The sequence below is a fragment of the Elizabethkingia occulta genome, assembly GCF_002023715.1.
In the GTDB taxonomy this organism is placed as follows: domain Bacteria; phylum Bacteroidota; class Bacteroidia; order Flavobacteriales; family Weeksellaceae; genus Elizabethkingia; species Elizabethkingia occulta.
On record NZ_MAHX01000006.1, the window covers coordinates 70,860 to 96,209 of the forward strand.

The 25,350-nt window shown below is 34.9% G+C and carries 27 protein-coding genes; 11 read left to right on the forward strand and 16 right to left on the reverse strand.

Translation table 11 applies throughout. The features are described 5' to 3' along the window. Window positions 1-10 precede the first annotated feature (10 nt). The 5 genes from BAZ10_RS04300 to BAZ10_RS04320 all read left to right on the forward strand — a co-directional run bounded on the left by BAZ10_RS04300 (window position 11) and on the right by BAZ10_RS04320 (window position 5,347). Complete coding sequence (locus tag BAZ10_RS04300; protein ID WP_078771009.1) at window positions 11-1,699, forward strand: glycoside hydrolase family 3 protein; 1,689 nt, start codon at window positions 11-13, stop codon at window positions 1,697-1,699. 17 nt (window positions 1,700-1,716) lie between these two features. Continuing rightward, window positions 1,717-2,847, forward strand: coding sequence for an N-acetyl-alpha-D-glucosaminyl L-malate synthase BshA (gene bshA / locus BAZ10_RS04305; protein WP_059345998.1), 1,131 nt, complete (start codon window positions 1,717-1,719; stop codon window positions 2,845-2,847). A gap of 15 nt (window positions 2,848-2,862) precedes the next feature. After that, on the forward strand, window positions 2,863-3,789 hold the full coding sequence (locus tag BAZ10_RS04310) for an MBL fold metallo-hydrolase (RefSeq protein ID WP_078771010.1): 927 nt from the start codon (window positions 2,863-2,865) through the stop codon (window positions 3,787-3,789). A 90-nt stretch (window positions 3,790-3,879) separates the two neighbouring features. Further along, entirely contained in the window at window positions 3,880-5,148 is a 1,269-nt protein-coding gene (locus tag BAZ10_RS04315) for a DUF2851 family protein (protein ID WP_078771011.1), read from the forward strand. Continuing rightward, entirely contained in the window at window positions 5,126-5,347 is a 222-nt protein-coding gene (locus BAZ10_RS04320; RefSeq protein WP_021347045.1) for a PspC family transcriptional regulator, read from the forward strand. Before BAZ10_RS04315 ends, BAZ10_RS04320 begins: the two co-directional genes overlap by 23 nt. A gap of 111 nt (window positions 5,348-5,458) precedes the next feature. Here the strand turns inward: BAZ10_RS04320 and BAZ10_RS04325 are convergent, their stop codons facing one another. The 15 genes from BAZ10_RS04325 to BAZ10_RS18990 all read right to left on the reverse strand — a co-directional run bounded on the left by BAZ10_RS04325 (window position 5,459) and on the right by BAZ10_RS18990 (window position 20,254). Continuing rightward, entirely contained in the window at window positions 5,459-5,935 is a 477-nt protein-coding gene (locus BAZ10_RS04325; protein ID WP_078771012.1) for a hypothetical protein, read from the reverse strand. A gap of 277 nt (window positions 5,936-6,212) precedes the next feature. Beyond that, a complete protein-coding gene (locus BAZ10_RS04330; RefSeq protein WP_078771013.1) occupies window positions 6,213-6,449 on the reverse strand; it encodes a hypothetical protein in 237 nt (78 codons plus the stop codon). A gap of 7 nt (window positions 6,450-6,456) precedes the next feature. Then, window positions 6,457-7,134, reverse strand: a complete 678-nt coding sequence (locus BAZ10_RS04335; RefSeq protein ID WP_245803743.1) for an ADP-ribosyltransferase — start codon at window positions 7,132-7,134, stop codon at window positions 6,457-6,459. Window positions 7,135-7,320: 186 nt separating this feature from the next. Continuing rightward, entirely contained in the window at window positions 7,321-7,821 is a 501-nt protein-coding gene (locus tag BAZ10_RS04340; protein ID WP_078771014.1) for an SUKH-3 domain-containing protein, read from the reverse strand. Then, window positions 7,818-8,351 carry a YwqJ-related putative deaminase gene (locus BAZ10_RS04345; protein ID WP_078771015.1) on the reverse strand — a complete coding sequence of 178 codons (534 nt, stop codon included), beginning with the start codon at window positions 8,349-8,351 and terminating at the stop codon, window positions 7,818-7,820. Before BAZ10_RS04345 ends, BAZ10_RS04340 begins: the two co-directional genes overlap by 4 nt. A 217-nt stretch (window positions 8,352-8,568) precedes the next feature. Further along, complete coding sequence (locus BAZ10_RS04350; protein WP_078771016.1) at window positions 8,569-9,036, reverse strand: hypothetical protein; 468 nt, start codon at window positions 9,034-9,036, stop codon at window positions 8,569-8,571. Between the two features lie 177 nt (window positions 9,037-9,213). Continuing rightward, complete coding sequence (locus tag BAZ10_RS04355; protein ID WP_078771017.1) at window positions 9,214-9,681, reverse strand: hypothetical protein; 468 nt, start codon at window positions 9,679-9,681, stop codon at window positions 9,214-9,216. A gap of 4 nt (window positions 9,682-9,685) precedes the next feature. Continuing rightward, a complete protein-coding gene (locus tag BAZ10_RS04360; RefSeq protein ID WP_078771018.1) occupies window positions 9,686-10,477 on the reverse strand; it encodes a hypothetical protein in 792 nt (263 codons plus the stop codon). Between the two features lie 93 nt (window positions 10,478-10,570). Next, window positions 10,571-10,849 (reverse strand): PepSY domain-containing protein, encoded by a 279-nt coding sequence (locus tag BAZ10_RS04365; protein ID WP_078771019.1) that lies wholly within the window; start codon window positions 10,847-10,849, stop codon window positions 10,571-10,573. A 7-nt stretch (window positions 10,850-10,856) separates the two neighbouring features. Further along, on the reverse strand, window positions 10,857-11,492 hold the full coding sequence (locus BAZ10_RS04370; RefSeq protein ID WP_078796955.1) for a zincin-like metallopeptidase toxin domain-containing protein: 636 nt from the start codon (window positions 11,490-11,492) through the stop codon (window positions 10,857-10,859). Between the two features lie 186 nt (window positions 11,493-11,678). Beyond that, window positions 11,679-11,924, reverse strand: coding sequence for a hypothetical protein (locus BAZ10_RS04375; protein WP_078771021.1), 246 nt, complete (start codon window positions 11,922-11,924; stop codon window positions 11,679-11,681). A gap of 1 nt (window position 11,925) precedes the next feature. Then, window positions 11,926-14,184, reverse strand: a complete 2,259-nt coding sequence (locus BAZ10_RS19210) for an ADP-ribosyltransferase (RefSeq protein ID WP_245803744.1) — start codon at window positions 14,182-14,184, stop codon at window positions 11,926-11,928. A 70-nt stretch (window positions 14,185-14,254) separates the two neighbouring features. After that, a complete protein-coding gene (locus BAZ10_RS04385) occupies window positions 14,255-18,031 on the reverse strand; it encodes a hypothetical protein (RefSeq protein WP_078771022.1) in 3,777 nt (1,258 codons plus the stop codon). Between the two features lie 182 nt (window positions 18,032-18,213). Continuing rightward, complete coding sequence (locus BAZ10_RS04390; RefSeq protein ID WP_078771023.1) at window positions 18,214-19,962, reverse strand: PKD domain-containing protein; 1,749 nt, start codon at window positions 19,960-19,962, stop codon at window positions 18,214-18,216. 115 nt (window positions 19,963-20,077) lie between these two features. Further along, window positions 20,078-20,254, reverse strand: a complete 177-nt coding sequence (locus BAZ10_RS18990; RefSeq protein WP_021347063.1) for a hypothetical protein — start codon at window positions 20,252-20,254, stop codon at window positions 20,078-20,080. A gap of 343 nt (window positions 20,255-20,597) precedes the next feature. Here BAZ10_RS18990 and BAZ10_RS04395 point away from each other — a divergent pair, with 343 nt between their 5' ends. From BAZ10_RS04395 to BAZ10_RS04415, 5 genes are all read left to right on the forward strand, one after another. Next, the gene (locus tag BAZ10_RS04395) at window positions 20,598-20,966 is read left to right on the forward strand and encodes a hypothetical protein (RefSeq protein WP_394363735.1); all 369 of its coding nucleotides are present in this window, start codon (window positions 20,598-20,600) and stop codon (window positions 20,964-20,966) included. 246 nt (window positions 20,967-21,212) lie between these two features. Further along, on the forward strand, window positions 21,213-21,524 hold the full coding sequence (locus BAZ10_RS04400) for a hypothetical protein (protein ID WP_245803745.1): 312 nt from the start codon (window positions 21,213-21,215) through the stop codon (window positions 21,522-21,524). 131 nt (window positions 21,525-21,655) lie between these two features. After that, window positions 21,656-22,483, forward strand: a complete 828-nt coding sequence (locus tag BAZ10_RS04405; RefSeq protein WP_078771026.1) for an MbnP family protein — start codon at window positions 21,656-21,658, stop codon at window positions 22,481-22,483. After that, window positions 22,467-23,552: a cytochrome-c peroxidase gene (locus tag BAZ10_RS04410; protein WP_078771027.1), complete on the forward strand. Its 1,086-nt coding sequence runs from the start codon at window positions 22,467-22,469 to the stop codon at window positions 23,550-23,552. Before BAZ10_RS04405 ends, BAZ10_RS04410 begins: the two co-directional genes overlap by 17 nt. A 16-nt stretch (window positions 23,553-23,568) precedes the next feature. Then, on the forward strand, window positions 23,569-24,525 hold the full coding sequence (locus tag BAZ10_RS04415; protein WP_078771084.1) for a transporter family protein: 957 nt from the start codon (window positions 23,569-23,571) through the stop codon (window positions 24,523-24,525). A 21-nt stretch (window positions 24,526-24,546) separates the two neighbouring features. On the opposite strand, the gene BAZ10_RS19340 is transcribed toward BAZ10_RS04415, so the two are convergent. Further along, a complete protein-coding gene (locus BAZ10_RS19340; protein WP_260139119.1) occupies window positions 24,547-24,672 on the reverse strand; it encodes a hypothetical protein in 126 nt (41 codons plus the stop codon). Between the two features lie 12 nt (window positions 24,673-24,684). Between BAZ10_RS19340 and BAZ10_RS04420 the strand changes: the two genes are divergently transcribed. Next, window positions 24,685-25,251: a DUF3575 domain-containing protein gene (locus BAZ10_RS04420; RefSeq protein ID WP_078771028.1), complete on the forward strand. Its 567-nt coding sequence runs from the start codon at window positions 24,685-24,687 to the stop codon at window positions 25,249-25,251. The last annotated feature ends 99 nt before the right edge of the window (window positions 25,252-25,350 follow it).

Here is a 25,350-nt window from a genome sequence, read left to right on the forward strand (position 1 = left end):
CTCCCGTTATATGAACAAATTCTTTTTTTATACCATATTATCGATATCCACTTTTATATCTCCTCAGTATTTTTCTCAGTATCAACCTAAAAACCTTAACCAAAAGGAACGAGAAAAAGCTCAGCAATGGGTAGACAAAACCTATAACTCTTTAACGCAGGATGAAAAGCTTGGACAGCTTTTTATCACCGCTTTATATACTAATAAGGATCAGAACCACATCAACTTTGTTCGTCAGCTGGTTAATAAAGAAAAAATTGGTGGTATTATTCTTATGCAGGACAATGCCGCTCAGGAAATAGATCTTGTTAATGAGTTCCAGGCGTCATCAGGAGTCCCCCTTCTTATAGGAATGGATGCAGAATGGGGACTGTATCAAAGAATTGCCGCTGCACACAAGTTTCCTTGGGCTATTACATTAGGTGCCATTCAGGATGACAAGTTGGTATATGAAATGGCTTCCAAAATTGCTAATGATGCAAAAAGAATGGGTGTAAACTGGGATTTTGCTCCGGTTGTAGATGTTAATACCAATCCTTCTAATCCTATTATCGGCAACCGTTCTTTCGGTTCGGATGTACATAATGTTATCCGAAAAGGGCTAGCCTATAGCAACGGGCTTCAGGATAACGGAGTTCTGGCAGCTATCAAGCATTTCCCCGGGCATGGAGATACCGACAAAGATTCCCACATGGATCTTCCGGTTGTAAAACATAATATTGACAGATTAAACAATACTGAACTGTCTCCTTTTAAGGCTTTAATGGATAAGAATGTTGGCGGCGTTATGGTTGCACATTTATACGTTCCGGCTCTGGAGTCTAAATCTGGAATTCCGGCATCTGTCTCCTACTCTATTATTACGGATCTTTTAAAGAAAAAATTCGGGTACAAAGGACTTATTATTACAGATGCTCTGAATATGGGTGCTGTAGCCAGCAGATATAAAGCCGGAGAGCTGGATAAAAAAGCATTTGCTGCCGGAAATGACATTATGCTTTTTTCGCAGGGCGTATCCGAAGGAAAAAAACTAATCCAGCAGGCTATCGATAACGGTGAAATACCGCAATCCCGCATAGAAGAGAGTGTAAAGAAAATACTACTGACCAAATACTATTTAGGTCTCCCAAATTTCAAAAAAATAAGCACCAATAATATTAACAGCGACCTCAACAACGAGAGTCATGCTCAGCTTTCAGAAAAGTTGTATGCCAATGCATTGACTTTACTGAAAAACGATCAGCAACTTTTACCTCTGCAAAAGAATGAGACAGTATACTATGTTCCACTGGAAGAAGCACCTTACAAGACTTTTGCCAGTGAACTGGGGAACAATATCAACCTTATTGTAAAGAAAGCAAACGAAATTGGCAGTATTCCTTCTGGTGCGAAGGTTATAGTTGGTTTCCACAAAGACAATTCTACAGCGTATAAACCCTACAAAATTTCAGCAGCCAGCAAAGCTGTTTTAAACAAGTTGTCCGGAAATACAAAAGTAATATTAGATGTCTTCGGAAGCCCATATGCATTAATGGATGTTGACATACAAAATATTCCTGCAGTGCTGGTTTCGTATGAAAACAATGAATATTCCCAAAAAGCTGCGGCTAAAGCTTTTACAGGACAAACCAAAATAAACGGACGCCTCCCTGTATTGATCAACAATCAACTGAAATACGGAGACGGACAGGATCTTTAAAAAACGAGAATAGAAAAATGAAAATAGGTATTCTTTGCTATCCCACTTACGGAGGAAGCGGGATTGTTGCAACAGAGCTCGGCATGCTATTGGCCGACAAAGGTTATGAGGTACACTTCATGAGCTCCAGTATGCCGGCGCGACTGGATATGACCAAGCCCAATATATATTTCCATAAAGTAAATGTAGAAATCTATCCTTTGTTCAAATATCAACCTTATGATATTGCACTCTCTTCTACTATTTACCATGTGGTGAAAATATACAAACTGGATCTTATTCACGCCCATTATGCCATCCCTTATGCGTATGCAGCTTATATGGCCAAGCAGATGCTGAAAGATGATGGTATAGAAACTCCGCTTATCACAACACTGCACGGAACCGACATTACATTAGTGGGTCAGCATCCAAGCTATAAAAAGGCAGTTGAATTTTCCATTAATAAATCTGATGTTGTAACTTCTGTATCGGAAAGTCTGATGAAGGATACTTACATTAATTTCGATATTAAGAAAGAGATTCAGGTAATTCCCAACTTTATAGACAACGAGATCTTTACCACATTCAACAACTGTTGCAGATCTCAGTTTGCAGAGGACAATGAGCGTATTATGATTCACGTTTCTAACCTTCGAGAGGTTAAGCGTATTCAGGATGTCCTGGAAACTTTTAAAAGAGTACAGGAAGAAATCCCGACACGTCTTATTATTATTGGAGAAGGTCCGGAAATGGAGCGTATCAATACTTTCCTTGAAAACAATCCGGAGCTGATTTCCAAAATCAGATTAATGGGTAAAGTAAATGATCTTTATCAGATTCTGGCTTATGCGGATGTATTTATGCTTCCATCTCAACAGGAGAGCTTCGGTCTTGCCGCTCTGGAAGCAATGGCTGCCGGAACTCCGGTAATCAGCAGTAATGCAGGCGGAATACCGGAAGTAAACAAACACGGAGTAACCGGATTTATTGCGGACGTTGGCGATGTAGATGCTATGGTGGAATACACTAAAAAACTGTTTTCCGATGAGACCCTTCTGGCAAAAATGAAAATTAATGCCAAGGAGAATGCTCTGAAATTTGATATTGCAAATATTCTTCCATTGTATGAAGAATTATATAAAGAAGCTTTAATAAAAGTAACTTAAAAAATACGAAGCATAATGAAGCATATTCTTTCTGCCCTTTGCCTGTTAGCTGTCAGCTTCTGGTCGCAGTTATACAACGCACAAACTCCGGATGCTTATGTAGAAGTATTGGGTGTTGCTCAAGACGGAGGTTTTCCGCATATGGGATGTAGTAAAGAAGGATGTAACCTGGCATGGGAACATCCGGAACTAAGAAGGAATGTGTCTTCTCTTGCTTTGGTAGATCCTGTTCAGAAAAAGTGGTGGCTCTTCGATGCTACACCAGATATCAGACAGCAATTACACGACTTCTCGCAAAGACATAAGGAATACCCTTATTTGCCGGAAGGTGTATTTATTACCCACGCACATATCGGGCATTATACCGGATTAATGGAGTTTGGCAAAGAGGTTATGAATACCAAACAAGTTAAGGTATATGTATTGCCTAAACTAAAAAGCTTTCTGGAAAACAATGGTCCATGGAGCCAGCTGGTCAGTCTGAAAAATATAGAGATTATTCCTTTAACTGCTGAACAGGAAGTAAACATAGGTAATTCTGTTACTGTAAAGGCTTTTACAGTACCTCATCGTGATGAATATTCTGAAACAGCAGGTTTCAGAATGATGACTCCTAAAAAGCGTTTCCTCTTTATTCCAGATATTGATAAATGGAGTAAGTGGAATAAAAGCATTATTGAGGAAGTAAAAGATGTTGATTTTGCATTTCTGGATGCTACTTTCTACGACCAAAATGAAATGAGTAACAGACCTATTTCTGAAGTTCCACACCCGCTAGTAACAGAAACAGAGGATTTGTTTCAAAAAGAACCTGCAATAGTGAAAAAGAAAATTCATTTTATCCACTTTAATCATTCTAACAGAGTATTATGGGATAAAGCTATTCAGGGAAAAATAAGGGATAAAGGCTTTAATATCGCTGAAGAAGGCAAGCAATATTAAAAAAACACACATTCCGCCGGAACTCTCATTTTATTAAATTAAAATTACTCATTTTATTTTACGTATATTCATTTTCATAAAACACTGAAAATGAATGAAAAATATTTACAGCATATTTGGTATTATAAAAAATTCAGTAATACCAATTTTCGTACATCTGATGATGAGATTATTGAAATTTTAGATTTTGGCGAATGGAATATGAATGCCGGCCCGGATTTTCTCTTCGCAAAAATTAAAATTGGTACGACAACTCTGGCGGGCAGCATAGAAATTCACGTAAAGTCTTCAGACTGGCATTTTCACCGGCATTCCGGAGATCTGGCTTATCAGAATGTTATTCTTCATGTCGTCTATACAGATGATATGGAGATTAGCGAACTTCGCGATAAAAATGTACCAACGCTTATACTAAAGGGTTATATTGATGAATCTTTAACCGACAGTTATTCAGAAAAAAGTTTCATCCCCTGTGAACACCTTTTTACACCTTCGAAAATTCCTGCAAAACATGAGGAACAGGTTCTCCTGCAAAAGCTGGAAGCAAAAACCATTATTTACAAAAGGATACTGGAACGGAATAAAAACAATTTTGAAGCTTTGCTTTTTCAGCAACTGGCTTATGTTTTCGGGTTAAAGATAAATGCCGAAATCTTTCATCAGATGGCTTATGCTATAGATTATGGTACCATTAATAAAATACGCCAGAACAAAGTCCAATTGGAAGCTTTATTCTACGGAATGTGTGGCTGGCTGGAAGAACCTGTAGATAGCACGATGGAATTGTGGAATCGTGAATTCAGGTTTTTACAATCCAAGTTTACATTATTAGATGTTCGTTTTTCTCCAAAATTTTCACGCCTTCGGCCAGCCAATTTTCCCACAATAAGACTTTCACAATTGGCCACTCTATATGCGGAGTGGCAGAATCTATTTTCAATACTGATTCAGGCTCCCGATTATCAGAACATCCGGACTCTACTGTCTTCTCTTTCCGCTTCTGAATATTGGACGGATCATTTTAGTTTCGGGAAAAGTGCTCAGATTAGTTTTGTAAAGAAACTAAGCCCTGAATTCATCAACCTACTGTTTATCAATTGTATTCTACCTCTTCAATACTTTTTTCAACAGTTAAACTCGGAATCTAAAGTCAATCATATTATTGATTCTTACCGAAATATTCCTCCGGAGAAAAACCAAATTATAAAACAATGGGAGAAATTGGATGTAAAATTTCAGAACAGCCTGCAGACTCAGGCATTCCTCTATCAGTACAAAACTTTCTGTAAAGCAAAAAAATGCTTAAATTGCGCTATCGGATTTCAAATTCTGAAAAATGCTGAGCAACATAAGACATAAAATGGAAAGACAATGGTTTGGAGTATTAACCCGTATGGGAGCCAAACTAGGGATTCCTGTGTCCAAGCTCCGCGTGTTCTTTATCTACTCCACTTTTGCTACTGCCGGAGTATTCTTCCTTATCTATTTAGGTCTTGCATTTACCTTATGGATAAAAGATATGTTTATTACCCGAAGACCTAGCGTTTTTGATTTGTAGTTCATAAAAAAACACGGATTACAAATCTATGCTATCGGGTAGTATGGAGAACGAATCGTATGTTCTGATTGATAAGAAATAGTATATAAAATCTATAAATCACTCATTAGGTTATTTTAAAATAATACTCTTTGTCAACAAATCAATCTTTGGACTATTTTCAAGGGTTAAATAATATTTCCCACGTTTTTGCACCGGAATTTTATAATGACATTCTAACTGTTCTTTTTCTTTTAAAAATACTGTACAGTTTTTATCCATCATAATTTTATTTCCATTAATAGATGCATCTTTTATTTTATTACAGCTAATTACAAACTCATCAACAAATTGATCTTTAGTATCTGAAGCATCGTTTCCAGTTTGCAAAAAAAGAGTAGGAAATTTAAAAGAAGTCTCTTTTTGCGATATGTTTACGAGTGTAATATCAATGAGACCTTCACTAATAATTTTCACTTGACATGAAACGTCATTCTGTATATTCTTACTTTGGTTATCTGCAATAGTACTCTGAGTATCTTTTTTTTCTTTGTACTCTGAACAGCCAATACTCATAAACACTATTAAACTAATGATAATTCTTTTCATTACTTATATTATATTGTTCAATCTCTCCATTTTACGGATTTGCAATTTGTGACTTCATCCTATCCAATAAAACAATTTCAATGTCTAGCATTCTATCTAATCCCGAGTAGTTTCACGCAGAGCTAAAATAATAATTTTACGGTATGAAAAAGTACGGATTACAAATCTGTGCTATTGGGTAAGTAAAGAAAAAACTCAACGGCTTTTGCCAACACATCTTTGGTAAAATTAAAGATTCAAAATAAAGAAAAACCGCTTCGTATGAAGCGGTTAAAACTTAATCAGTAGAATATTTATCCAAATAATCTTTTTGTTGTTGGGGCGTCAGTTGTTTCCACTCTATATCTGAAATTTTTTTTCTAATCATATTCATTTCTTTTATCTTATTTTTATTTTGTTCGATGAAAGAATCTCTCGCAATCTGAGATAAATTTACATCACTAAGCTTGTCTACAATATAACTGTAGCTTTCTAATTCTTTATATAATTCTGTTAAACTTTCTTTATTTTCCATAATAAAATTATTTTTCTTTTAAAATTATTGTTTTAATAGAGGTTATGTAATCCTCAGGGCTCGTTGACATTCTAATATCATCTACATAAAATTTAGTTTTTGATTTAAACAAAACTTCTTTTTCTTGATTAAATGTTGATAAACTTTCTATCATTCTACCATTTTTACTCTCAATTCTTATCAAAATAGTGTACGGTCTTCTTTCCATTGCTTTTCCAATAGCAAAATCATCATAACTACTTGAAGTAAAATGTTTATTAGTAATTTCTTTCCCAACTTTATAGATTCTGTTAATCTGTTCTTCTGAAATATTTTCTATTCTATAAAGCAGATTTTCAGATTCATAAACTGGTAGTTTTTCCAGAGCTTCATTCATCAGTTTTTCTTGTGTGCTGTAAAACCCTGTCATCTTTATTTCTCCTCGTAGTGCTTTATTAAAATTCTTATACCCTCTATTGGTTGTATAAAATCTTAAAACAGCCTCTTCTTCATAGTTTAATAAATTACCAAAAGCTCTTTTTACTTTCCCATTAGATAAATCCCAATAAATTTCACTAAAATTTTTGTCTTTTAAAAGAATTTTTAATTCTGGCGATATTAAACCTAATTTTTCTGCTAATCGTCTTGCCTTTGCTTTCTGCCTTTCCTTCACCCTTCTCTCGGCAGGTGTAGAAGCACTATCCACCACTTCATCTCCAAAGCCAAAGATTTCATTTAAGAGTTTCTCCAGTTTCTGAAAAATATTCTTAATACCTTAAATTCCCGGATCAGTAAAGAAAAAAACTCAACGGCTCTTGGTCAACACATCTTTGTAAAATTAAAGATTCAAAATAAAGAAAAACCGCTTCATGTGAAGCGGTTTATATTAAGATTAAGGTAACTTTACATATTCTCCATCCATGTTCCACCATTTTCCTGTATCCTCATCAAGTTGTAAGGATTTTAATGTATTCATTAAAAGAATATTTTCTATTCCTTCATATAAATCCCCTCCAACATAAAAACAATATTCTCCTATTTTATATACCCTCCCATCGGCATCGCAACAGATATAATAACCATCAGGTTTAAAGTAGCCCAGATTAAATATTTGTTTTCCTAAAATTGAAGAATAATAAGTAAAATCGCCATCAGAATCATAATGCCCTTTTCCAATCATAGGATTTATTTCAAAATAAGAAGCAATATATCTTTGATATTCATTATCATACTCTACATCCTGAACTTTTAAAAGTCCATATTCCTGAAGAAATTTTTTTGCTTCCAATGGATAACCCTCAATTGGAAATTCCAGATTTTTCAAAATATTTCTTCCATCAAACCATCCCGATTCTAATAATCTTGTAATTATTCTTTTATCTGAAAACCTCATAATTTATTGATTTTATATTCTTTAATATTAAAATAGTCTAAAATGCTTACACAGCTTTTACATGCAGGCTTATAAACACCATGTATTTTTGTTAATTTTTTATCAATCTCTTTTGCATGACTCACCACTCCATCAAATACATCTCTTGCTTCTTCTATTCTCATTTTTCCTTTTGGGTCAATATTCTTTAGCCAATCAGAAATATTTAGTACCTCAGCACATTTACCATGATGTTCAGGCAATTTAATCTTTCCTTCTTTATGGAGTTTCCACATGTCTTCTACCCAATCATTTACCAGGGGGTGTAAGTCTTTAGGAAATTTTCCTGCCGGCAATTTTTGTTTAAAACTATAATTAAAAATTGACTTTCCTTTTCCTTCTAAAAAAGCACATGCCTTAGGACGTTTTTTTGTATTCCAGAGTAGAGCTTCGTCAGCCATCTTTTCTAAAATCTTTAAATGCTTCTTTAATCTATTAGATAAAGCCGCAAGTTCTTTTTCAGAGACCTTTGCTTTCTGACGCTCTTTCACCCTTCTCTCTGCCGGTGTAGAAGCGTGATCCGCTACTTCATCTCCAAAGCCAAAGATTTAATTTAAGAGTTTTTCCAATTTCTGAAAAATATTCTTAACCCCCTTCTTAAATTCCCGGATCAGTAATGAAAAAAACTCAACAGCTCTTGTCAACAGCTCTTTGGTAAAATTAAAACTTTCAATAAAAAAAGACCGCTTCAAATGAAGCGGTTAAAACTTAATGTTGGGTTTCCCCATATATATCATCTTTATCTGTAATATTACTCATTAGTACTCCTTGAGAATAAAATATATAAAGAAATTGTTCAAAAATATATGGGAGATTAAGCATTTTAAGCACAATCGTTATTGTATTACCTTCAATCTTAGAACTATACCATTCCCATGCTCTATGGTACATACTCTCTATCCAAGATTCATAATGCCATAAGTTCTCATCATTGTCTCTATCTTTTTCAGATTTTAAAGTCATACTTTCCACAAACCACTTCGGAAGAATAGATTTCCATTCTTCATCGGATGGCCAATCGTTTCTGTAAGCATATTTAGAAATACATAGCATTATTTGCTTAGCATTATTCAGCACTTCTTCTACATTGCTAACATCTTTTATGGTGATAATCATTTTTGTAGTATCTGGTAATTCACCTTTTATACTTTGATGTATTCTCTCTATCTCTTTCATCTTATTTAAATTTTAAAATTTCAATATTACTCATATTATCCAACAATTCTTTAAAATAATTACTTGGAATACCTAATGAAAAATTCGTCTTAGTTGCATCCCCAAATTGTGGGCGATCTGCTTATAAAATCTGTGCTTTTAAGTGCTAAAAAACCACCTCTTTCGAGGTGGTTAAATTTAAAAGGAAATATTATTCTTTACCCTTCTTATACTTTCATTTACTAAAGCTGTAAAATCCCAACCATTAGGTTTAATCAATGGTTCGGATCCATCTTTTGCCAAAAAAGGCATTAATAAATAAACTTTTGGATCTTCTTCTTTTTCATCTAAAAGCAAAATACTATACATACTATCTAATACATCAAAAGCAAAAAAAGGTTTATCAAATTTCTGCCCTGCCCTCTCTAAGTCTTCTTTTGCATATTCCTGAAGTTGATCAAGTCCCTCTCCTAAAGTATCAAATCCACCATTAAAATAGTCTCCCGCCAAATATAAATACTCCCTAAATGCCTTGGGAAATTCCTTTCCCTGACTAAACTTTTTCTCTAATTGTTCTATTTCAACAATTGTTAATCCTTGGCTATTAGCTACTGTATTAGGTAAATTTAAATTATTCTTAAGATTTACCATTATTTCGATAATCATAACTTTATTTTTTCTTTTTAAGTTTTAATACAGTTTTCAAATCTTCTGTCCCTTTAATCATTTCATCAGAAAACACTATAATTTTTATTTTCTTTCCTTTTGTTTTTAAATAGTTTTCCAACATTACAAATTCCCGCTTGCAACTACCACAAGTCTTAAAGATATTGCTGGTTTCAATTATAAATTCATCCCCTTTATTTGCATGGTTTTTAAGAAAATTGAAAATATATTTGATTTCACTATCATAATTTCTTGGTCTATTTGCAAAATCTCCAGCTCCTCCTACAAATTTCTTAAAATTTTCCCAGTCATCAAGTACATTTATAGTATTTGGAGGTAGTTTGGGTGGATTACCAAAATTATCTAACAATTTAGTTTTATCTCCCGATATAGAAAATTCTTCAACTTCCTCTATTAGTTTTCCTTTGCTTTTAATAATCGTTTTAAACTCTGCCTGGTTGAAGCCTTTCTTTAGAACTGGATAAGCATCCATGTATTTAAAATAAAGCTTTTTAAGATTACTAGAAAATATTTTTTTATTTATTATTTTACTTTTCCATAATTTTTCCACCAATTCCTGATCATGAAATTTACTTCGTAAAGAAATATAATCTTCTATTTTTAATTCTTTTAAAAAACTTCTTGCCTGCTCAGCTTGTTTTTTCTTCACCCTTCTCTCTGCAGGTCTAGAAGCGTGATCCGCTACTTCATCTCCAAAGCCAAAGATTTCATTTAAGAGTTTCACCAGTTTCTGAAAAATATTCTTAACACCTTTCTTAAATTCCCGGATCAGCAAAGAAAAAAACTAAATGGCTCTTGGTCAACACATCTTTGTAGAATTAAAGATTCAAAATAAAGAAAAACCGCTTCATGTGAAGCGGTTTAAGGTTTAATCTTCCCAATCTTCAGCATAACCATGCTGTGTGATTGTAAAAAGAATTTCTCCCGTTTCTGCATCTACATATACAAAGTATGGAATATCTTCTGTATAGCCCTCAATATCATAATTAATCACATAAACATTTCTGTTCTTTTCTTCATATTTACCATAATTAATATACTCATTTTCTTTAAACCATATTTTTTCTTCATTAATATATGAATATTTTCTGTTCTTCTCTTTGATATAATTTTTCACATTTTCTAATGCTTGTTCTTTTGTTATCATGTTATAATTATTTTAAATTTAGAATTTGATTAATATTTATTTCTTGCCGTTTTTTAGGTATATCATCTAATTTAAAAGGTAAAGTTTCTTTTACAGGATTACCTAGATTATCAGTTTTTCCAATCCTTTCGTAATGAATGTTAATATAATTTTCCGCATGTTTTAATTCTTTCCTATTCAAATACTTGGAATACTCTATCATTTTATCATAAACATATTTTTCTCGATCTACTAAAGCTTTTTTTAAATAAGTCGTTTTTCCCAAATTTTGACAATCTCGAAAATGCATCAATTCGTGGAGAAATTCATAAATCGTGGCATTTTCTCGTAAAATAATCTTCATGTTCTTACCATCTGTAATAAACATTGCCGCGTTATGAGGTTCCAATACTACAGGATTACTATTTTTTGTAAAATACCCTTTTACTTCAAAAACGCCTTTACCTTCCCCTAATTGGAAATCTACTTTTAGATTTAATAAATAATCTTCAATTTTGAATAAATCATCTAAGCTTAAAGATTGTCCCAAATATTTCCCTCTATCTATCAGAGAAACTTGCTTATTTTTTCTTTCAAGCCTTTTCTTTATTCTTTCCTGTTTCTTTTTCACCCTTCTCTCTGCCGGTGTAGAAGCACTATCCACCACTTCATCTCCAAAACCAAAGATTTAATTTAAGAGTTTTTCCAATTTCTGAAAAATATTCTTAACCCCCTTCTTAAATTCCCGTATCAGTAATGAAAAAAACTCAACAGCTCTTATCAACACATCTTTGGTAAAATTAAAGAATCAAATAAAGAAAAAGACCGCTTCAAATGAAGCGGTCGAAAATTAATCATCAGAATATTTATCCAAATAATCTTTTTGTTCTTGAGATGTCATAAGGCTCCACTTTAACGAAGCAATATCATCATTTATTTTTTGAAACTCTAAAATTTCTAACTTATGTTTTTCCATGAAAATTTCTCTTTCTGTATCTGATAATTTAGAAGGATTATCAAATAAAGTCTCTACAATATATTGATATTTTTCACGAATCTTCAACAACTTCTCCAATTTATCTTTGTTACTTTCCATTTTATTTTTCTTTAATTATTATTGTTTTTATTTTTGAACCAAAAGGATCTAAAGGATTAATATTCTCGGTAAATTTATCAACATAGAAAGTAGTATTACTTTTAAAAATAACCTCAGCTTCATCTTTTAATGTAGAAATTGCCTCAATTAATTTTCCATTTTTAGATTCAATTCTAATTAATACTGTAAATTTCCTCTTTCTCATAGCTTCACCTATCGAAAATAAATCATAACTACTTGAAGTAAAATGTTTATTAGTAATTTCTTTCCCAACTTTATAATATTCATTTATTTGGACATCAGTAAGATTTTCAATTCTATAAAGCAAACTTTCAGATTCATAAACAGGTAGTTTTTCCAGAGCTTCATTCATCAGTTTTTCTTGTGTGCTGTAAAACCCTGTCATCTTTATTTCTCCTCGTAGTGCTTTATTAAAATTCTTATACCCTCTATTGGTTGTATAAAATCTTAAAACAGCCTCTTCTTCATAGTTTAATAAATTACCAAAAGCTCTTTTTACTTTCCCATTAGATAAATCCCAATAAATTTCACTAAAATTTTTGTCTTTTAAAAGAATTTTTAATTCTGGCGATATTAAACCTAATTTTGCTGCTAATCGTCTTGCCTTTGCTTTCTGCCTTTCCTTCACCCTTCTCTCGGCAGGTGTCAACGCGTGATCCGCTACATCTTCTCCAAAACCAAAAATTTCATTTAATAGCTTTTCTAATTTCTGAAAAATATTCTTAACCCCCTTCTTAAATTCCCGTATCAGTAATGAAAAAAACTCAACAGCTCTTGTCAACACATCTTTGGTAAAATTAACAGATTTAGCAATAGCCTGAGAAATTTTCTCCAATGGACTGAGTATAAAACTTTCTACGGACTTGGCTAATTTGGCTACTGTAGCTGTTCCCCCGGTTAGTAGGGCTTCCACCACAATATCTATTATAATACCTGTAATATACCCATAGTAATATGCTACCTGAGAAAGCGTCAAACGAGTTGCCTTATTTATCACTCCTTTTATAGTATAGATCTGAAAAGCGATAGACTGTTTAAAAAATTCAACATAATCAAATGACATAACTCCTTCTATGAAATCCTCCATCAGTTCCAGTAGCGTTTCCCCATAGATTATTTTGTTTTCACCAATATTCTGCATCGCAGCTACCGCCTTAAAGATAAACTCAATAAGAGAAAAGATCCCCGCAATAACATCTACAAGGCTGTTATAAATACCACATAAAAACGCATTTGCTGTCTGGACTCCCTGATAGGCAATACCTAATAACCCTGTAACCGGGTCCCCCAGAAACTTCCTTAGCTGATCCAGCTGCTTAAAGAACCAATCGAATACCTGTGAGAATTTTTTAAGAACGAAATCGGGAAGAAATTTCCCGGCATTGCTTAATGGCCCTGTAAGGTTAGCACGTATCCCGTCTATCTTTCCAAAAAGACGCTCAACAATCTCAGCAGTCACTTTTTTTTGTCCTTCAAGGTTTGTATATGCACCTCCTTCAGCTTCATGTTGGTAATACTTTTTGATCTCGTCCGATAAAATCTGCGGAATAAATGTTGGGTCATACTCTCCTTCTTTCGGATTAGGATTCCAGCCGGTTTCTTCTATTTTAAACTTCGAGATATCATTACTCAACGCTTTGAAAAAAACCTCAGCCTCAGTAAGTATCCCTTTTGTAAAATAATTGAAAAATTCTCTGACAACCGTATCTTTTATACTGAGAAGCCAGTTGACAATATCTGTTTTGTTTTTGTAAATACCTTTATTGATCAATTCTCTCAACTCCTCCTGGGGTATCATCCCCTGATATTCCCGTGTAAAATTCAGTATTTCTGCAAATTCCCCACTCCCGGGTTTGGTGAGACCAGCACCGGCTTTAGCCCGAACGACATTATTTTTCAGGTTACCGATGTCTGTTTCTATAAAAAGGATCAGCTCATTACTTTGAGGTAATGCTTCCATATAACGCTGCAAAAGGAAAGCTCCATTTTTACTCGCAAACAATACAACATCCATATTACCAATTTTCTTGCTATGGCGGGATTTATATACAGTAACCTCCTTTATATCTCCCGATAATGCAGTATCATCTGTATAGATCTTGTACCCCTTACTTTCATCCATAGCTTTTCCACCATAATAGGTATCGGCTATTTGCCGTGAGGTCAACTGTCTTAATTCCGGAGGAGTTTCTTTTACAGGAAATACTGGTACATTCTGATCTAACACAAGTGTACTCATAATTTCTAAATTTTAAAGATTAATAAGAAGGGCGGCAGTATACCGCCCTCTCTGATATTTATTACAAAGCTTATTGAAGAGCTTCTTTCAGATCATCCAATGATAACTGAGCAACAACCTGCTTAGGGTCGTCCTTGGTGGTCAGCTGGATATAATCATTATTGATTTCCATACTACCTACCATTTTACTTTCAGGAGCCTGCATTGTAGCATCATTCTTTTCGAAATTACTTTCTGTAATCAGTGCTTTTGGATCTTCAAAATCTTTTGGATCTTCCTGTGTAAAAGGAAGAGCGTGTTCTACTTTCAATCCTATGCTTTCCGCCTGAAGAATCGTAAGTGGCGTAGGTACGCGGGTAATCCATGCTTTTCCGTACACTTCACCTTCTGTTTCCTTCAACTCATCTACGATAGACAGATACAACGGATCTCCAATTACAGGGACTTCACCACCATTCCAGATTTTACCGGTTACCATATAATACTGTACAGCATCTTCAAATCCGGGACGTACGGTCACTACGACTCTTGCCATACCACTTCTAAGGAAAGATCTGAATAAAGGATCTATATTTTCTGACTGATACATTGTTCCCCAGTCATTTCTAGATCCCCAGTAATAAGGGTAGTAGTTGTAGGAAATAATTTCCCATTCAAAAGCCTGTTCCATAAATTTGGCAAGAGAGGCATACTGATCAAGTTCTTCTCTTTTTATCTGGAAATTCTTAACATCATCCCCCTCGTACATATGTCTGCCTAAGGATTTCTGTGATCTGTCATCTACCAGATAGGCAATACAATTATGCTTCAGTACTTCCTGTTCTATTTGTCGGTAGAACAATGGGTTAGTCCCTTTAATTTCTCCTGCTTTTGCATCTTCGTTGGCTACTTTTTGATTGTATTCTACCATCGCATCTTCATAAGCTCTGATAATTTGATTGAAAGTCTTCTGCAACCATTCATCTTTTACTTCCTTATTCAGAACACAATCCAGAGAAATATTTATTGTTACGCCGGCTGTATCACCACTTTCAAAAGCAAACCCTACATTTTTAGCATATTTTTTTCTAAAAAAGAATTCCTGGTCTATAGCAATATGTGCATTGTGCTCAGCCACTAATTTAGAAACATCACCCACGGTGACTCTGATATGTGTCCATTCAAATCTGTCCGGCTGGAAGAAGTGACTGGCATTTAGCCAACCACCGGATGTTGTATACCCCTCCGGAATCTCTATTGAATCGGATTTTGCAGCCATTTCTCCTTTAATCTCAGCATTGCTTACACTAATAGCCTTGGTAACTCTTACTTCATTTTCCGGTCGTTTCTCAATTTCTACATTGTATTTACTCTGCCAGTATTTTAGTATATTCTCGTCATTCAGGGAGCTATAATCTGTCATTGTAAATATGCCCGATTTTCGCGGATCTATAGGTAACTCAATAGTTTTTTGATCTTTCAGAGATTTCATTGCAAGAGAATGAAGTTTTGCAGGCTGAGGGATCGAAAACTCAAACATTAATCGTTTCCCATATCTATGTACTTGGTTTTTCATTAGTTTATCCACCCATCTGTAAACACCCACTACGTGTTTATCACCTTTACGATTGTCGAATCCATGTGAATTGTTTTCTTCAAACTCTTCAATGATCTTTTCAATACGCTCTTCGTGTACTTTTCTTACCACACGGTCCAGAGCCCTTACGGTAATATCCTGTGCCTGGGTTACTGCCTGTCTCATACTTTCTTCCTTGGAACGATGATTTGCAAAACTTGCTCCAATACTAAATTGTGCATTTAAAGCACTAAATGTGGTATTGGTATTAATCCCCATATCCGTGGACTCCTGTAGTACCTTTGCTACTTCAGATTGCATTTCAAACCTTTCGGTTGTAGTTGTATCGGTTAATTGTTCTCTTTCGCTATCAGAAGAAAAAGTTTCTGTCACTTCACTTCTTCTCAGTCTTCTGGTAGACTTGTCACGATATTCGCGTGCCATTATATTTTCAATGTTGGCGACTTCTCCTTCTACATAGGCATGGGTCGATTGTTCTACTCTCAGATAATCTGAGATCCCCAGTCTTTTAATCCCAAAATCTGACGGGATAAATGAATTGGCATTATCACCGTTTTCAATATGGTTCATTAAATAGAAGAAAACATCCTTGTCACCTATATATCCCCCGTAGCCATCAACTACAGCCTGTAATCTCTGACCGTTTATCCTGCATTCAATGATAAACTTTGAATATTTACCGAAGTCATTCTCCATCAGATTATTTTCAAAAAAGTCACGGCAGGTAAAAAATGAGGGATATGGGTTTATTGTTACATAACTACCTTTCTTCATAGCTCCTGATTCGCTGACTAATCTGTAAGATAAAATTTCTACAGGAATATCTTTTCCTACATTAATGGATAAAGCCATTTCTACATGATTCCCATCATCCTGATCATTGAGTCTTGAGGTAAGCAATCCATTGTATTTAATTTTATCTTTCTCTTCGGTTGCTATTTTTTGTGAAGGAATAAGCACTCCCCCAACACTGACATAGCTGACTTGATTTAGGTCCGTATTGGTAATAATTCCATCATTAACCTCTTTGATATGATCCGTAATCACCTCTTTAATCTCATTGAAATTCAAATACTGGTCGTCCGGAAAAACAATGTACTTTTCTCCTAATTCCAATATATTTTCAGGCTTTACCCCGTTATTTGCTATTTCTTCTTCGGTAGAAGGAGTACCTATTAATTCTGCAAATAATTCCAATAATGGTTCTGATAATTTATTTTTAAAAACGGTAAGATCTCTTTGCGCCGGAGCATTAAAAGTAAACTCCGGAAGATCCGGCTTGGGAACTGCATTAAGAGCCTGTTTTTTCTGTGCTTCAGTCATTGCTTCTGTAAATGTTGCTTCTACATCCAACAAAGCATCCCGATAGGCACTTTGCAATGGCTGAATCGTTTTCTGAAATTCACTAACCGCAGTATCATAAGATTTAGCCACATTTTTGTTGTATACAGTATCAAGCTGTTTTATCTCGATTTTTAAATCTTCCAATTTCCGCTTTTTCTCATTATAAGAATTAAGTGACTGTTGTCTGATGAAAGACTGTTTTGCTTCTTCAGACAATGCTTGCTCCTGAGAATTGTTTTCAAAAATATAGGAGCTTCCGATTTTCGTTTCATTTACAGTAAAAATCATCTCGCTCTCTTCTTTTGTTACAGAGTCGATAAACAAATAGTTAGGAATCACAACTTTTGCAGAGGCTATTTTCTGAAGTTGTACTCTTTTTTTATCTTCATTCTCTTCCTCAATCTGGAAAAATTTCACATAATAATTGACCGCCTGTAAAGATTGAATAATAGCTTCCTTAGTATAAAAATCTTCTTGTGTCAGCATTTGATAAATTAGACTGTCCCACAATGTTTTTACTTCTTCGGATTCGGGATTTAATAATTTGTTTTCAACAGATGCTGCTGTTTCAATCTTTGTTTTTAATGCATCCATTAACACGTTGATATCTGCAATTGTTTCCCAATTTCTTTTTTGTGCCAGCTTTTTCCCAGCTTCAAAGAAATCACCAACTATAGCTTTAAGCTCCTCTTCAGTTTTTTTTATAGTTGCTACCAAAGGGTCTTTAATAAGTTTTTCTAAAAAAAAATCGATTTTGGAAATTCCTTTAGCCGGAGACCATTCCTGAACAAGACTATCGAAATAACCTATTGTTTTAGTATCTCTTAAAATAAAGTTATCATTATCCTGAGCCTCCGCTAGCTGTGGATTTCTAAGATTGGTAAAGCGGAAAAGTGTTTGTGCTGCATTGCTGCTGTTTGTATTCATAATATTAATATTTATTGATTATTTTTTTAATTTTTAGACATAGTTCTCCCTGTTGACCTTTTCTAAGACCAATTTTTAAGGGATTTTTAAAATTTTATTGATTAGTGCTATTCGATAAGCAATGAGCAATGTGGAATAAGTAATAGATAATTCACCTATTGACTCATTGACTCATTGATTTACTAGTATGGAATCGCGTTATTGAATACTAATGCAGGAACTGTAGTTTTGTCTGTGATTCTGGTATCCTGATCCAGCATAAAGAATACACCGTTTCTACCATCTGCTTTATCCGCTTCCGAACCGCCGGATTGCCCAAGCATTGTTTTAGCATAGCTATCTACACTTCCAGCTGTAGCATTTGGGAATTTTGCAAGGAAGTCCGTAGCACTAAAACTTAAATCTAGTTTCATATGGCTCCATCCATTTGGTCCGTAATCCATATAATGGTTAAATCCATAAGTACCGCCAACAGCAGCAGTTGTAAATGCTCCGTTCAAGGTTAAGATATTCGGATAACTTGATGCAGGGAACATTACTCTTAAATCATAGGTTAGCCCTTTACCTGGAACAGCATTATAGGAGGAGTCCTCATTAAACTGAATAACATTATTTTCATCATAAGCTATTGGAACTATACCTCCCCAGCTCACTGCATGATTGGTATGGTTAGTTTGAGTAAAGATTCCGCCCAGATGCTTCATATTTGGAGCATACTTTAATAGATTTGGCTCACATAAAATTCTGTTATTCTTCGCAAAAGCATAGAAAGCATTTTCAATAGTTCCGGAGGTATTTCCGACTGATTTACCATTCCAGAACAGTTCTCTTCTTATAACATGAAAAGTTAAATATCCTGAAGTTACATTTCCAAATCTGCCTTCACCAATGTAATTGAAGCAATGAGAAATATCCTTTAGCTTTGGGTTCTTCCAGAATAACGAAACCGGAATAAAATCGTTAGTTCCTTCTACTGCCTGCGACATATATACACCCGCATCGAGTCCATTATAGTTATCCTTACCCAATTTGGAATTCTTAAAGCATTCCCAAACCGTTTCCAGATTGAAGAAACTGTCTAAGAATCCAGGTAAGATCTTTTTAAGACCTGCTCTGAAGAAAGTACCTCTCAATCCTGTTGGTTTAGTAATTTGGGAAAGCATATTTGCCGGGAAAGCTTCAAATTCCCTGCCTTCTCCAAAGCCATAAAAGGCAACATCCATTGTTTCAACTTTTGGCGTTTCAAGCTTAAAATCTGCAGTCACATTAGCCTGTGATAAGCCTGCAAAAGTATAATCCAGACTGGTTAAGGAATCTGATTTGAATTTGGATAGTTCAACAATATAATTGTTAAGCATTGGCTCAAAATATCCCTGAGTGGTCTTGTTAAGTCCTTCGCAGAATCTTGCATAGCTTACATTGGCCTCTGCATTGATGGTGATTTCATAATCGCCTGCTGTTTCGTATACATGATAAAATGTATTTCCGGTGTCAATATAGTGGGTATTTCCGTCTCCGTCCGTCCATGATTCTGAACCATTATAAGTAGGAACTACTACCATCTCTTCTTTTCCGTCTCCGTAGTTCACTTTAGCCTGCGCAACCTCTGCGGCTGTTCTTAGCATAGCAACTGGAACCCTTTCATTAGCCTGAGTTGTTCTGATTTTAAATTTAATTTCGGTACTGGATAAATCTACTTTGCCATAGAAAATATAGTCTAAGACTTGCTTTATGGGCATGTTCTCAAAGGTTGTACCTGTCGGAACTCCGCCTACTTTATATACCGTTGGCTGTGTATTGGTATACTGCACGGCATTTGGATCTATGGCTTCTTCTTTATGCCAGTAGCTGTCCATCCATGCCCAAAACTGTTCCTGATTGGGAATATCCCCGTTTTCGAAATAACTTTTTAATTCTGTTTTTGATGTCATAATTGTAAATTTTTAAATTGGTTGTTAAATTTGATTTTTTGATGTTTTAATAAGCTGAAGTTCTTTTCAGCGGGTGGATCTTTCATAATTGTGTTTTTATGGGGTTATACATGTTTTAATATATTGGATGATCATCCTCTGGGATTTCTGTTTCTTTGAAGTCATTCATAAAGAATTCTTCTAATTCGTTCAGGTAAAATTCGAAATCCAGTTCGGCTTTTTCCTGCTCACTAAGTATCTGAGAAAGATTCTGAGACAACTCTTCTTTTGTAGTTAATGGTTCTGGTTTCATAATTTGTAATTGGTGGTTTTCTATTCTCCGACAAAGATCAGTGCCCATGGCGCCAAAACTTGTCGTATTATATTTTCATTTAATTTTTTTGTGTTTTTATGTTATCAACCCTTGTGTTATGTTGATGAGGCAAATGTAAATGGGCGCGGCGTCAAAACTTGACGCATTAAAATTTATCTGAAAATATTTTTGTTTTTTATTAAAGAATCAGAATGTTTGATCTCATTATTCATACATAACAACCCTTGCAGTGGTAAATCTCAGCTTTTCTAAAAAATATGACATTTCACAGCTTGTGAATTGATAAATGTTATTTGTTTATTTTTGCAACAAAATAGTTTCATTGAAGTTCATACTGCCCGCATTTATAATATTGATGCTTACCATACGTCCGGTATTGCCATTGATAGACTATGCTGTAAACTATGACTATATTTCGGAAAAGCTTTGTGAAAACAAGAACAAACCTCAACTGCTTTGTAACGGGAAATGTTATCTGGTAAAAGAACTGGCTAAGACTTCTGAAAACGCACCCAAACAAAATAATCTAAAGATTAGCTCCGGTTTTACAGATGTTTTTCTAACGGATCAGATCTTTACATTTGACTTTCCTACAAAATACTTCACAGAAAAGATTAAACAGAGCTCATCCTATAGCTCATTTTATCATTTTTTAGCCTGCTCGGATGTTTTCCATCCTCCTTTAATCTGATTTCACCCATATTTTTATTCTTTCTCTTCGGAAGAGAATCTATTTCAATTTGTATTTATAACACAATAGATATGGAAACCTCAGAAACTCTGTACTCTGTTGAATAGTTATATACAATCTTAGAATTTATTATTTAAATCTTCTAAAAATCTGTTCTGCCTGGTCGGAACAGAAAATCTTATTATAGAATAGATGAAGCTTATTCTCAACATATTTTTTATTTTTTATCTCGTCTTTAAGCCCTTAATGCCGGTGCTGGACTATGCTGTGAACTATAATTATATTTCGGAAGAGCTTTGTGTAAACAAAAACAATCCAAAATTGCATTGTAATGGAAAATGTTACCTGGAAAAAGAACTGGCAAAGAATACACAGGATGACGCTCAGTCATCAAAAACAAAAAATCAGGGTCAGAAAATAACGGACCTCTGCCTTCCTGTTGAAATTTCAGAAATTCAGACAGGATATTATATACTTACAATTAGAGATAAAAACATTTACAAAGAGAATTACCATTATTTCTTCCTGAAACCTATTTTCAGACCACCCGTTTTTTAATGTTTGCTTTTAAATATTAAAGAGAAATTCCAACAGAAACTTCTCTGACAATATATTCCGGATAAAAGACCGGAATACATCTCATATGGCTTTATATAGCATTAATTGAAAACTTTAAAAATCGGAAACAAATGAAAATTTATAAACTTTTATCATTATTATTTATTGGTATCACCTTATTCACCCTCTCCTCCTGTAGAAACAGTGACAGCACAGAAACGGAAGATACCACTCCCGGAAATCTGCAGATAAAATTTGAAAATGGCTTTAATAATCTGGGAGACATTGTACTGGGGCAAACTGCTCAGACTTCATCTGGCGGACAGAAGCATAATTTCACTACCCTGAAATACATTGTGAGCAATATTGTGCTGATAGATGAAAGTGGAAAAGAATTTAAATACAATTACAATAATCCCGATAAAGGCGCTTTTATCGTAGATCAAGCCGAAGCCAAGGCAGGAATTGTCTATATTAATCTGGCAGATATTCCACGGAATAACTATAAAAAAATCAGATTCGGACTTGGTATCAGTCAGTCGTCTTACCTTCTGGGACAGGACGGGCAGGGTATTTTCTGGCAAAAGGCAAAGGCTGCAGGAATGGCATGGTCGTGGGCTGTCGGATATATTTTCTCAAAACTTGAAGGCAATTACGGATCAGCAGCTCCGGACACCAAATTTATGAACCATTGCGGAAATATGGGAAATGTATCCGCAAACAATACTCCGGATCTATACAGGGAGATCACACTGGATCTACCTATGACGGCAAGGGTTACTAAAAGTATTAAGCCATCTATCCATATTCTGGCAGACCTTAATCAGTACCTGAGTGGCCAAACTGCTCTGACTCTAAATAAAGAGAACGAGATGGCCATGGGATCTAACCAGCATCTGGTAAATGCGACTAATAATCTAACCAAAATGTTCAGGGTAGATCATGTTCATAACGATTAATTCAATACAACAATTCGGAAGAGGGCTATTTACCCCTCTCCGGATTCTTTCGTTTCTTGTTTTATGGACACTTATGTCTTGTAAAAATGAGTATGAAGGTTTCTCCGTGAATAAAGATGAGGCTTATCAATTGAATGTCCCTGATGGATTTCCCAAAATGACATTTGATATTCTTGGAAATCCAATTACGGTAAATGGAGTTGCTCTGGGCAAAAAGCTCTTCTATGAAGGAAAATTATCCCGAAACAACACTATCTCCTGTGGATTCTGTCATATTCAGGAATATGCCTTTACCCATCATGGACATACCGTTAGCCATGGTATTGATGACAGACTTGGAATAAGAAATGCACCACCCATTCAGAATATGGCTTTTCTCAAAAATTATACATGGGATGGCGTAAGTCATAATCTGGATGAAAGATCATTAGTCCCTATAACAACAGATTTCGAGATGGACAGTTCGATGCCTGAAGCGGTAGGAAAACTAAGTGCAGATGCCAATTACAAAAAAATGTTCAGGGCAACATTCGGAGATGATAATATTACAGGCGAAAGAGTACTGAAAGCCTTATCCCAATTTATGGTGACTATGGTCTCCGCAGATTCCAAATACGATCAGTATAAAAAAGGTCAGGTTCCTTTTAGTCAGGAAGAATCAAAAGGTCTATCATTATTTCAACAGAAATGTTCGTCCTGTCATTCGGGAGAATTATTTACAGACGAAAGTTACAGAAATACAGGAATGTATTATAACGCCCAGTTCGATGATAAAGGAAGATACAGGGTAACGCTTAATATAGCTGATTATATGAAGTTTCGGGTGCCCAGTCTCAGGAATATAGAATACACCGCACCCTATATGCACGATGGTAGATTCTATTCACTGGAAGCAGTACTTAACTTTTATTCAGACAATGTAGAGGATCAACCCAACCTGGATCCACTTTTGAGGCAAAACGGACACGTCGGTATTCCTATGACAAGTATTGAGAAGCAATATATCATTGCTTTTCTAAAGACTTTAAGTGATAAAAACTTTATAACAAATCCGAAGTTTTCGGAATAAAATGAAATCATTAAAAATGAAAAAAATAATTTTGATATTTATAGGATTAATTAGTATTATAAATATTCATGCTGAACCTGGGAAAGACAGCATTGCTATGGTTGCCAATCTACGATATGAACATTTTGTATTGATGGATGATGATTGTGATGCCTGTGGATGTGCTGCCGGAAATGGCTCTTCCGGATTTGAATCCTTACTGAATCCTCAGTTTGTTGGTATAAAATATTTTTCCCAGCACTATCTTGCAAAAGAAAACCTGTTTACAGACAAGCTAACACAGGATCAGTATTTTAATACAATTCAGCTTTGGGGAAAAATACCTGTAACACAAAAACTCAGTATTTACGGAAGTATCCCTTATCATTTTCACAATAAAAAAACAATGCAGGGCGATATCAGGATCAATGGAATAGGCGATGCGAATGTAATGGGAATATACCAAATACTGGCGTCAAAAGATTCTTATCACCAACTGAATGGCGGAATAGGAATAAAGATTCCTCTGGGTAAATTCGATGAAAAGGGAATTACCGGAGTCAATCCTAGTTTCCAGCTAGGTACCGGAAGTTGGGATTATCAGATGGCTCTGAGTTACAAATATCAAAAAAGCCTGTTTGCCCTGCTTATCAATACGGACTATACCATTAAAACTGAAAATAAAAAACATTATCAGTTTGGCAATCAGTGGAATTATGCGGTAACCGGATTTTACAGATTATGGCGCAATGAAAATAGTATTCTATCAGGTAAACTAGGATTACAGGGTGAGGTTTATGACCGGAACAAACAATTTGGGGAAAACATGTCCAATACTGCCGGAAGTGCATTATATGGGAAACTCGGCTTTGAGGTTTCTTATCAGAAATGGAGCTTGGGTTCAGAGCTTATGCTACCTGCTTATACCCGCCTTGCCGGTGGAGATATTGAAGCAAAATCACGTTTTAGCATTTTTGTGAATTTTGGTTTATAAAACCTTTTGAACAAAATCAGATTATATTTTAATATTAAGACTCGGGTTTGGAACCTGAGTCTTTTCTTTTATAAAGCACCATATTAGAATTACATTAGAAATAGCCTGCACCATTGCCGGGAAGTTCAGAATTTCACTCCTTTGCATAAAAATTTAAAATTGAAAAAAACACTTACTATTATCATCTTGGCAATCTTAAGCAATACAGTATACGCCCAGGAATATAAAAATCAGATCAAAGGGAATGCACTTTTTGCTCCCATAGGAATGATTAATATAGGTTATGAGCATGCTTTCAGCCAGCATTGGACAGGACAGGCAGATTTGTTCGTCTCTCCATGGAAATCTTTTGCCGGAAGGCATTTACAAATTTATATGGGACACCTGGAAACCCGCTATTATTTCTCGAAAGCAATGGAAAAATGGTATGTTGGTGCTAATATAGGCATGGCTGTCTATGATATGCAAAAGTGGAATTACTGGAACTCTAGTTTATATCAGAAAGGATTCAATGTAATGCTCGGAGCCACTGTTGGATATCAGTTTAAAATAAATGATCACTGGAATCTTGATCTGTACCTAGGTGGTGGAAATTCACAAGGTTTCTATCATGGCTGGGATGGTTCCAAATCTCCACGCGAACGATATGACGATGCCGACAACTGGAACAAAAGTGGTGAATGGATACCTTATCGTGGTGGATTAATGGTAGCTTATAAGTTTTAAGACTGTGATAAATATCTTGATTGTTCACATAATAATGAAGTTGAATACATACTATGATGACACTCTGAAAATTTTACATCTTTATCTTCTTTGAATGAT

Bases quoted from the DNA above. Each gene is read 5' to 3' on its own strand.
- BAZ10_RS04390 (WP_078771023.1), bottom strand. From the start codon at position 19,962: ATGACATCAAAAACAGAATTAAAAAGTTATTTCGAAAACGGGGATATT.
- BAZ10_RS04310 (WP_078771010.1), top strand. From the start codon at position 2,863: ATGAAGCATATTCTTTCTGCCCTTTGCCTGTTAGCTGTCAGCTTCTGG.
- BAZ10_RS04350 (WP_078771016.1), bottom strand. From the start codon at position 9,036: ATGAAAGAGATAGAGAGAATACATCAAAGTATAAAAGGTGAATTACCA.
- BAZ10_RS19340 (WP_260139119.1), bottom strand. From the start codon at position 24,672: ATGCAAAGGAGTGAAATTCTGAACTTCCCGGCAATGGTGCAGGCTATT.
- BAZ10_RS04330 (WP_078771013.1), bottom strand. From the start codon at position 6,449: ATGGAAAATAAAGAAAGTTTAACAGAATTATATAAAGAATTAGAAAGC.
- BAZ10_RS04375 (WP_078771021.1), bottom strand. From the start codon at position 11,924: ATGGAAAGTAACAAAGATAAATTGGAGAAGTTGTTGAAGATTCGTGAA.
- BAZ10_RS04400 (WP_245803745.1), top strand. From the start codon at position 21,213: ATGCCGGTGCTGGACTATGCTGTGAACTATAATTATATTTCGGAAGAG.
- BAZ10_RS04385 (WP_078771022.1), bottom strand. From the start codon at position 18,031: ATGAATACAAACAGCAGCAATGCAGCACAAACACTTTTCCGCTTTACC.
- BAZ10_RS04320 (WP_021347045.1), top strand. From the start codon at position 5,126: ATGCTGAGCAACATAAGACATAAAATGGAAAGACAATGGTTTGGAGTA.
- BAZ10_RS04325 (WP_078771012.1), bottom strand. From the start codon at position 5,935: ATGAAAAGAATTATCATTAGTTTAATAGTGTTTATGAGTATTGGCTGT.
- BAZ10_RS04405 (WP_078771026.1), top strand. From the start codon at position 21,656: ATGAAAATTTATAAACTTTTATCATTATTATTTATTGGTATCACCTTA.
- BAZ10_RS18990 (WP_021347063.1), bottom strand. From the start codon at position 20,254: ATGAAACCAGAACCATTAACTACAAAAGAAGAGTTGTCTCAGAATCTT.
- BAZ10_RS04300 (WP_078771009.1), top strand. From the start codon at position 11: ATGAACAAATTCTTTTTTTATACCATATTATCGATATCCACTTTTATA.
- BAZ10_RS04355 (WP_078771017.1), bottom strand. From the start codon at position 9,681: ATGATTATCGAAATAATGGTAAATCTTAAGAATAATTTAAATTTACCT.
- BAZ10_RS04365 (WP_078771019.1), bottom strand. From the start codon at position 10,849: ATGATAACAAAAGAACAAGCATTAGAAAATGTGAAAAATTATATCAAA.
- BAZ10_RS04315 (WP_078771011.1), top strand. From the start codon at position 3,880: ATGAATGAAAAATATTTACAGCATATTTGGTATTATAAAAAATTCAGT.
- BAZ10_RS04340 (WP_078771014.1), bottom strand. From the start codon at position 7,821: ATGAGGTTTTCAGATAAAAGAATAATTACAAGATTATTAGAATCGGGA.
- BAZ10_RS04415 (WP_078771084.1), top strand. From the start codon at position 23,569: ATGAAAAAAATAATTTTGATATTTATAGGATTAATTAGTATTATAAAT.
- BAZ10_RS19210 (WP_245803744.1), bottom strand. From the start codon at position 14,184: ATGAGTACACTTGTGTTAGATCAGAATGTACCAGTATTTCCTGTAAAA.
- bshA (WP_059345998.1), top strand. From the start codon at position 1,717: ATGAAAATAGGTATTCTTTGCTATCCCACTTACGGAGGAAGCGGGATT.
- BAZ10_RS04410 (WP_078771027.1), top strand. From the start codon at position 22,467: ATGTTCATAACGATTAATTCAATACAACAATTCGGAAGAGGGCTATTT.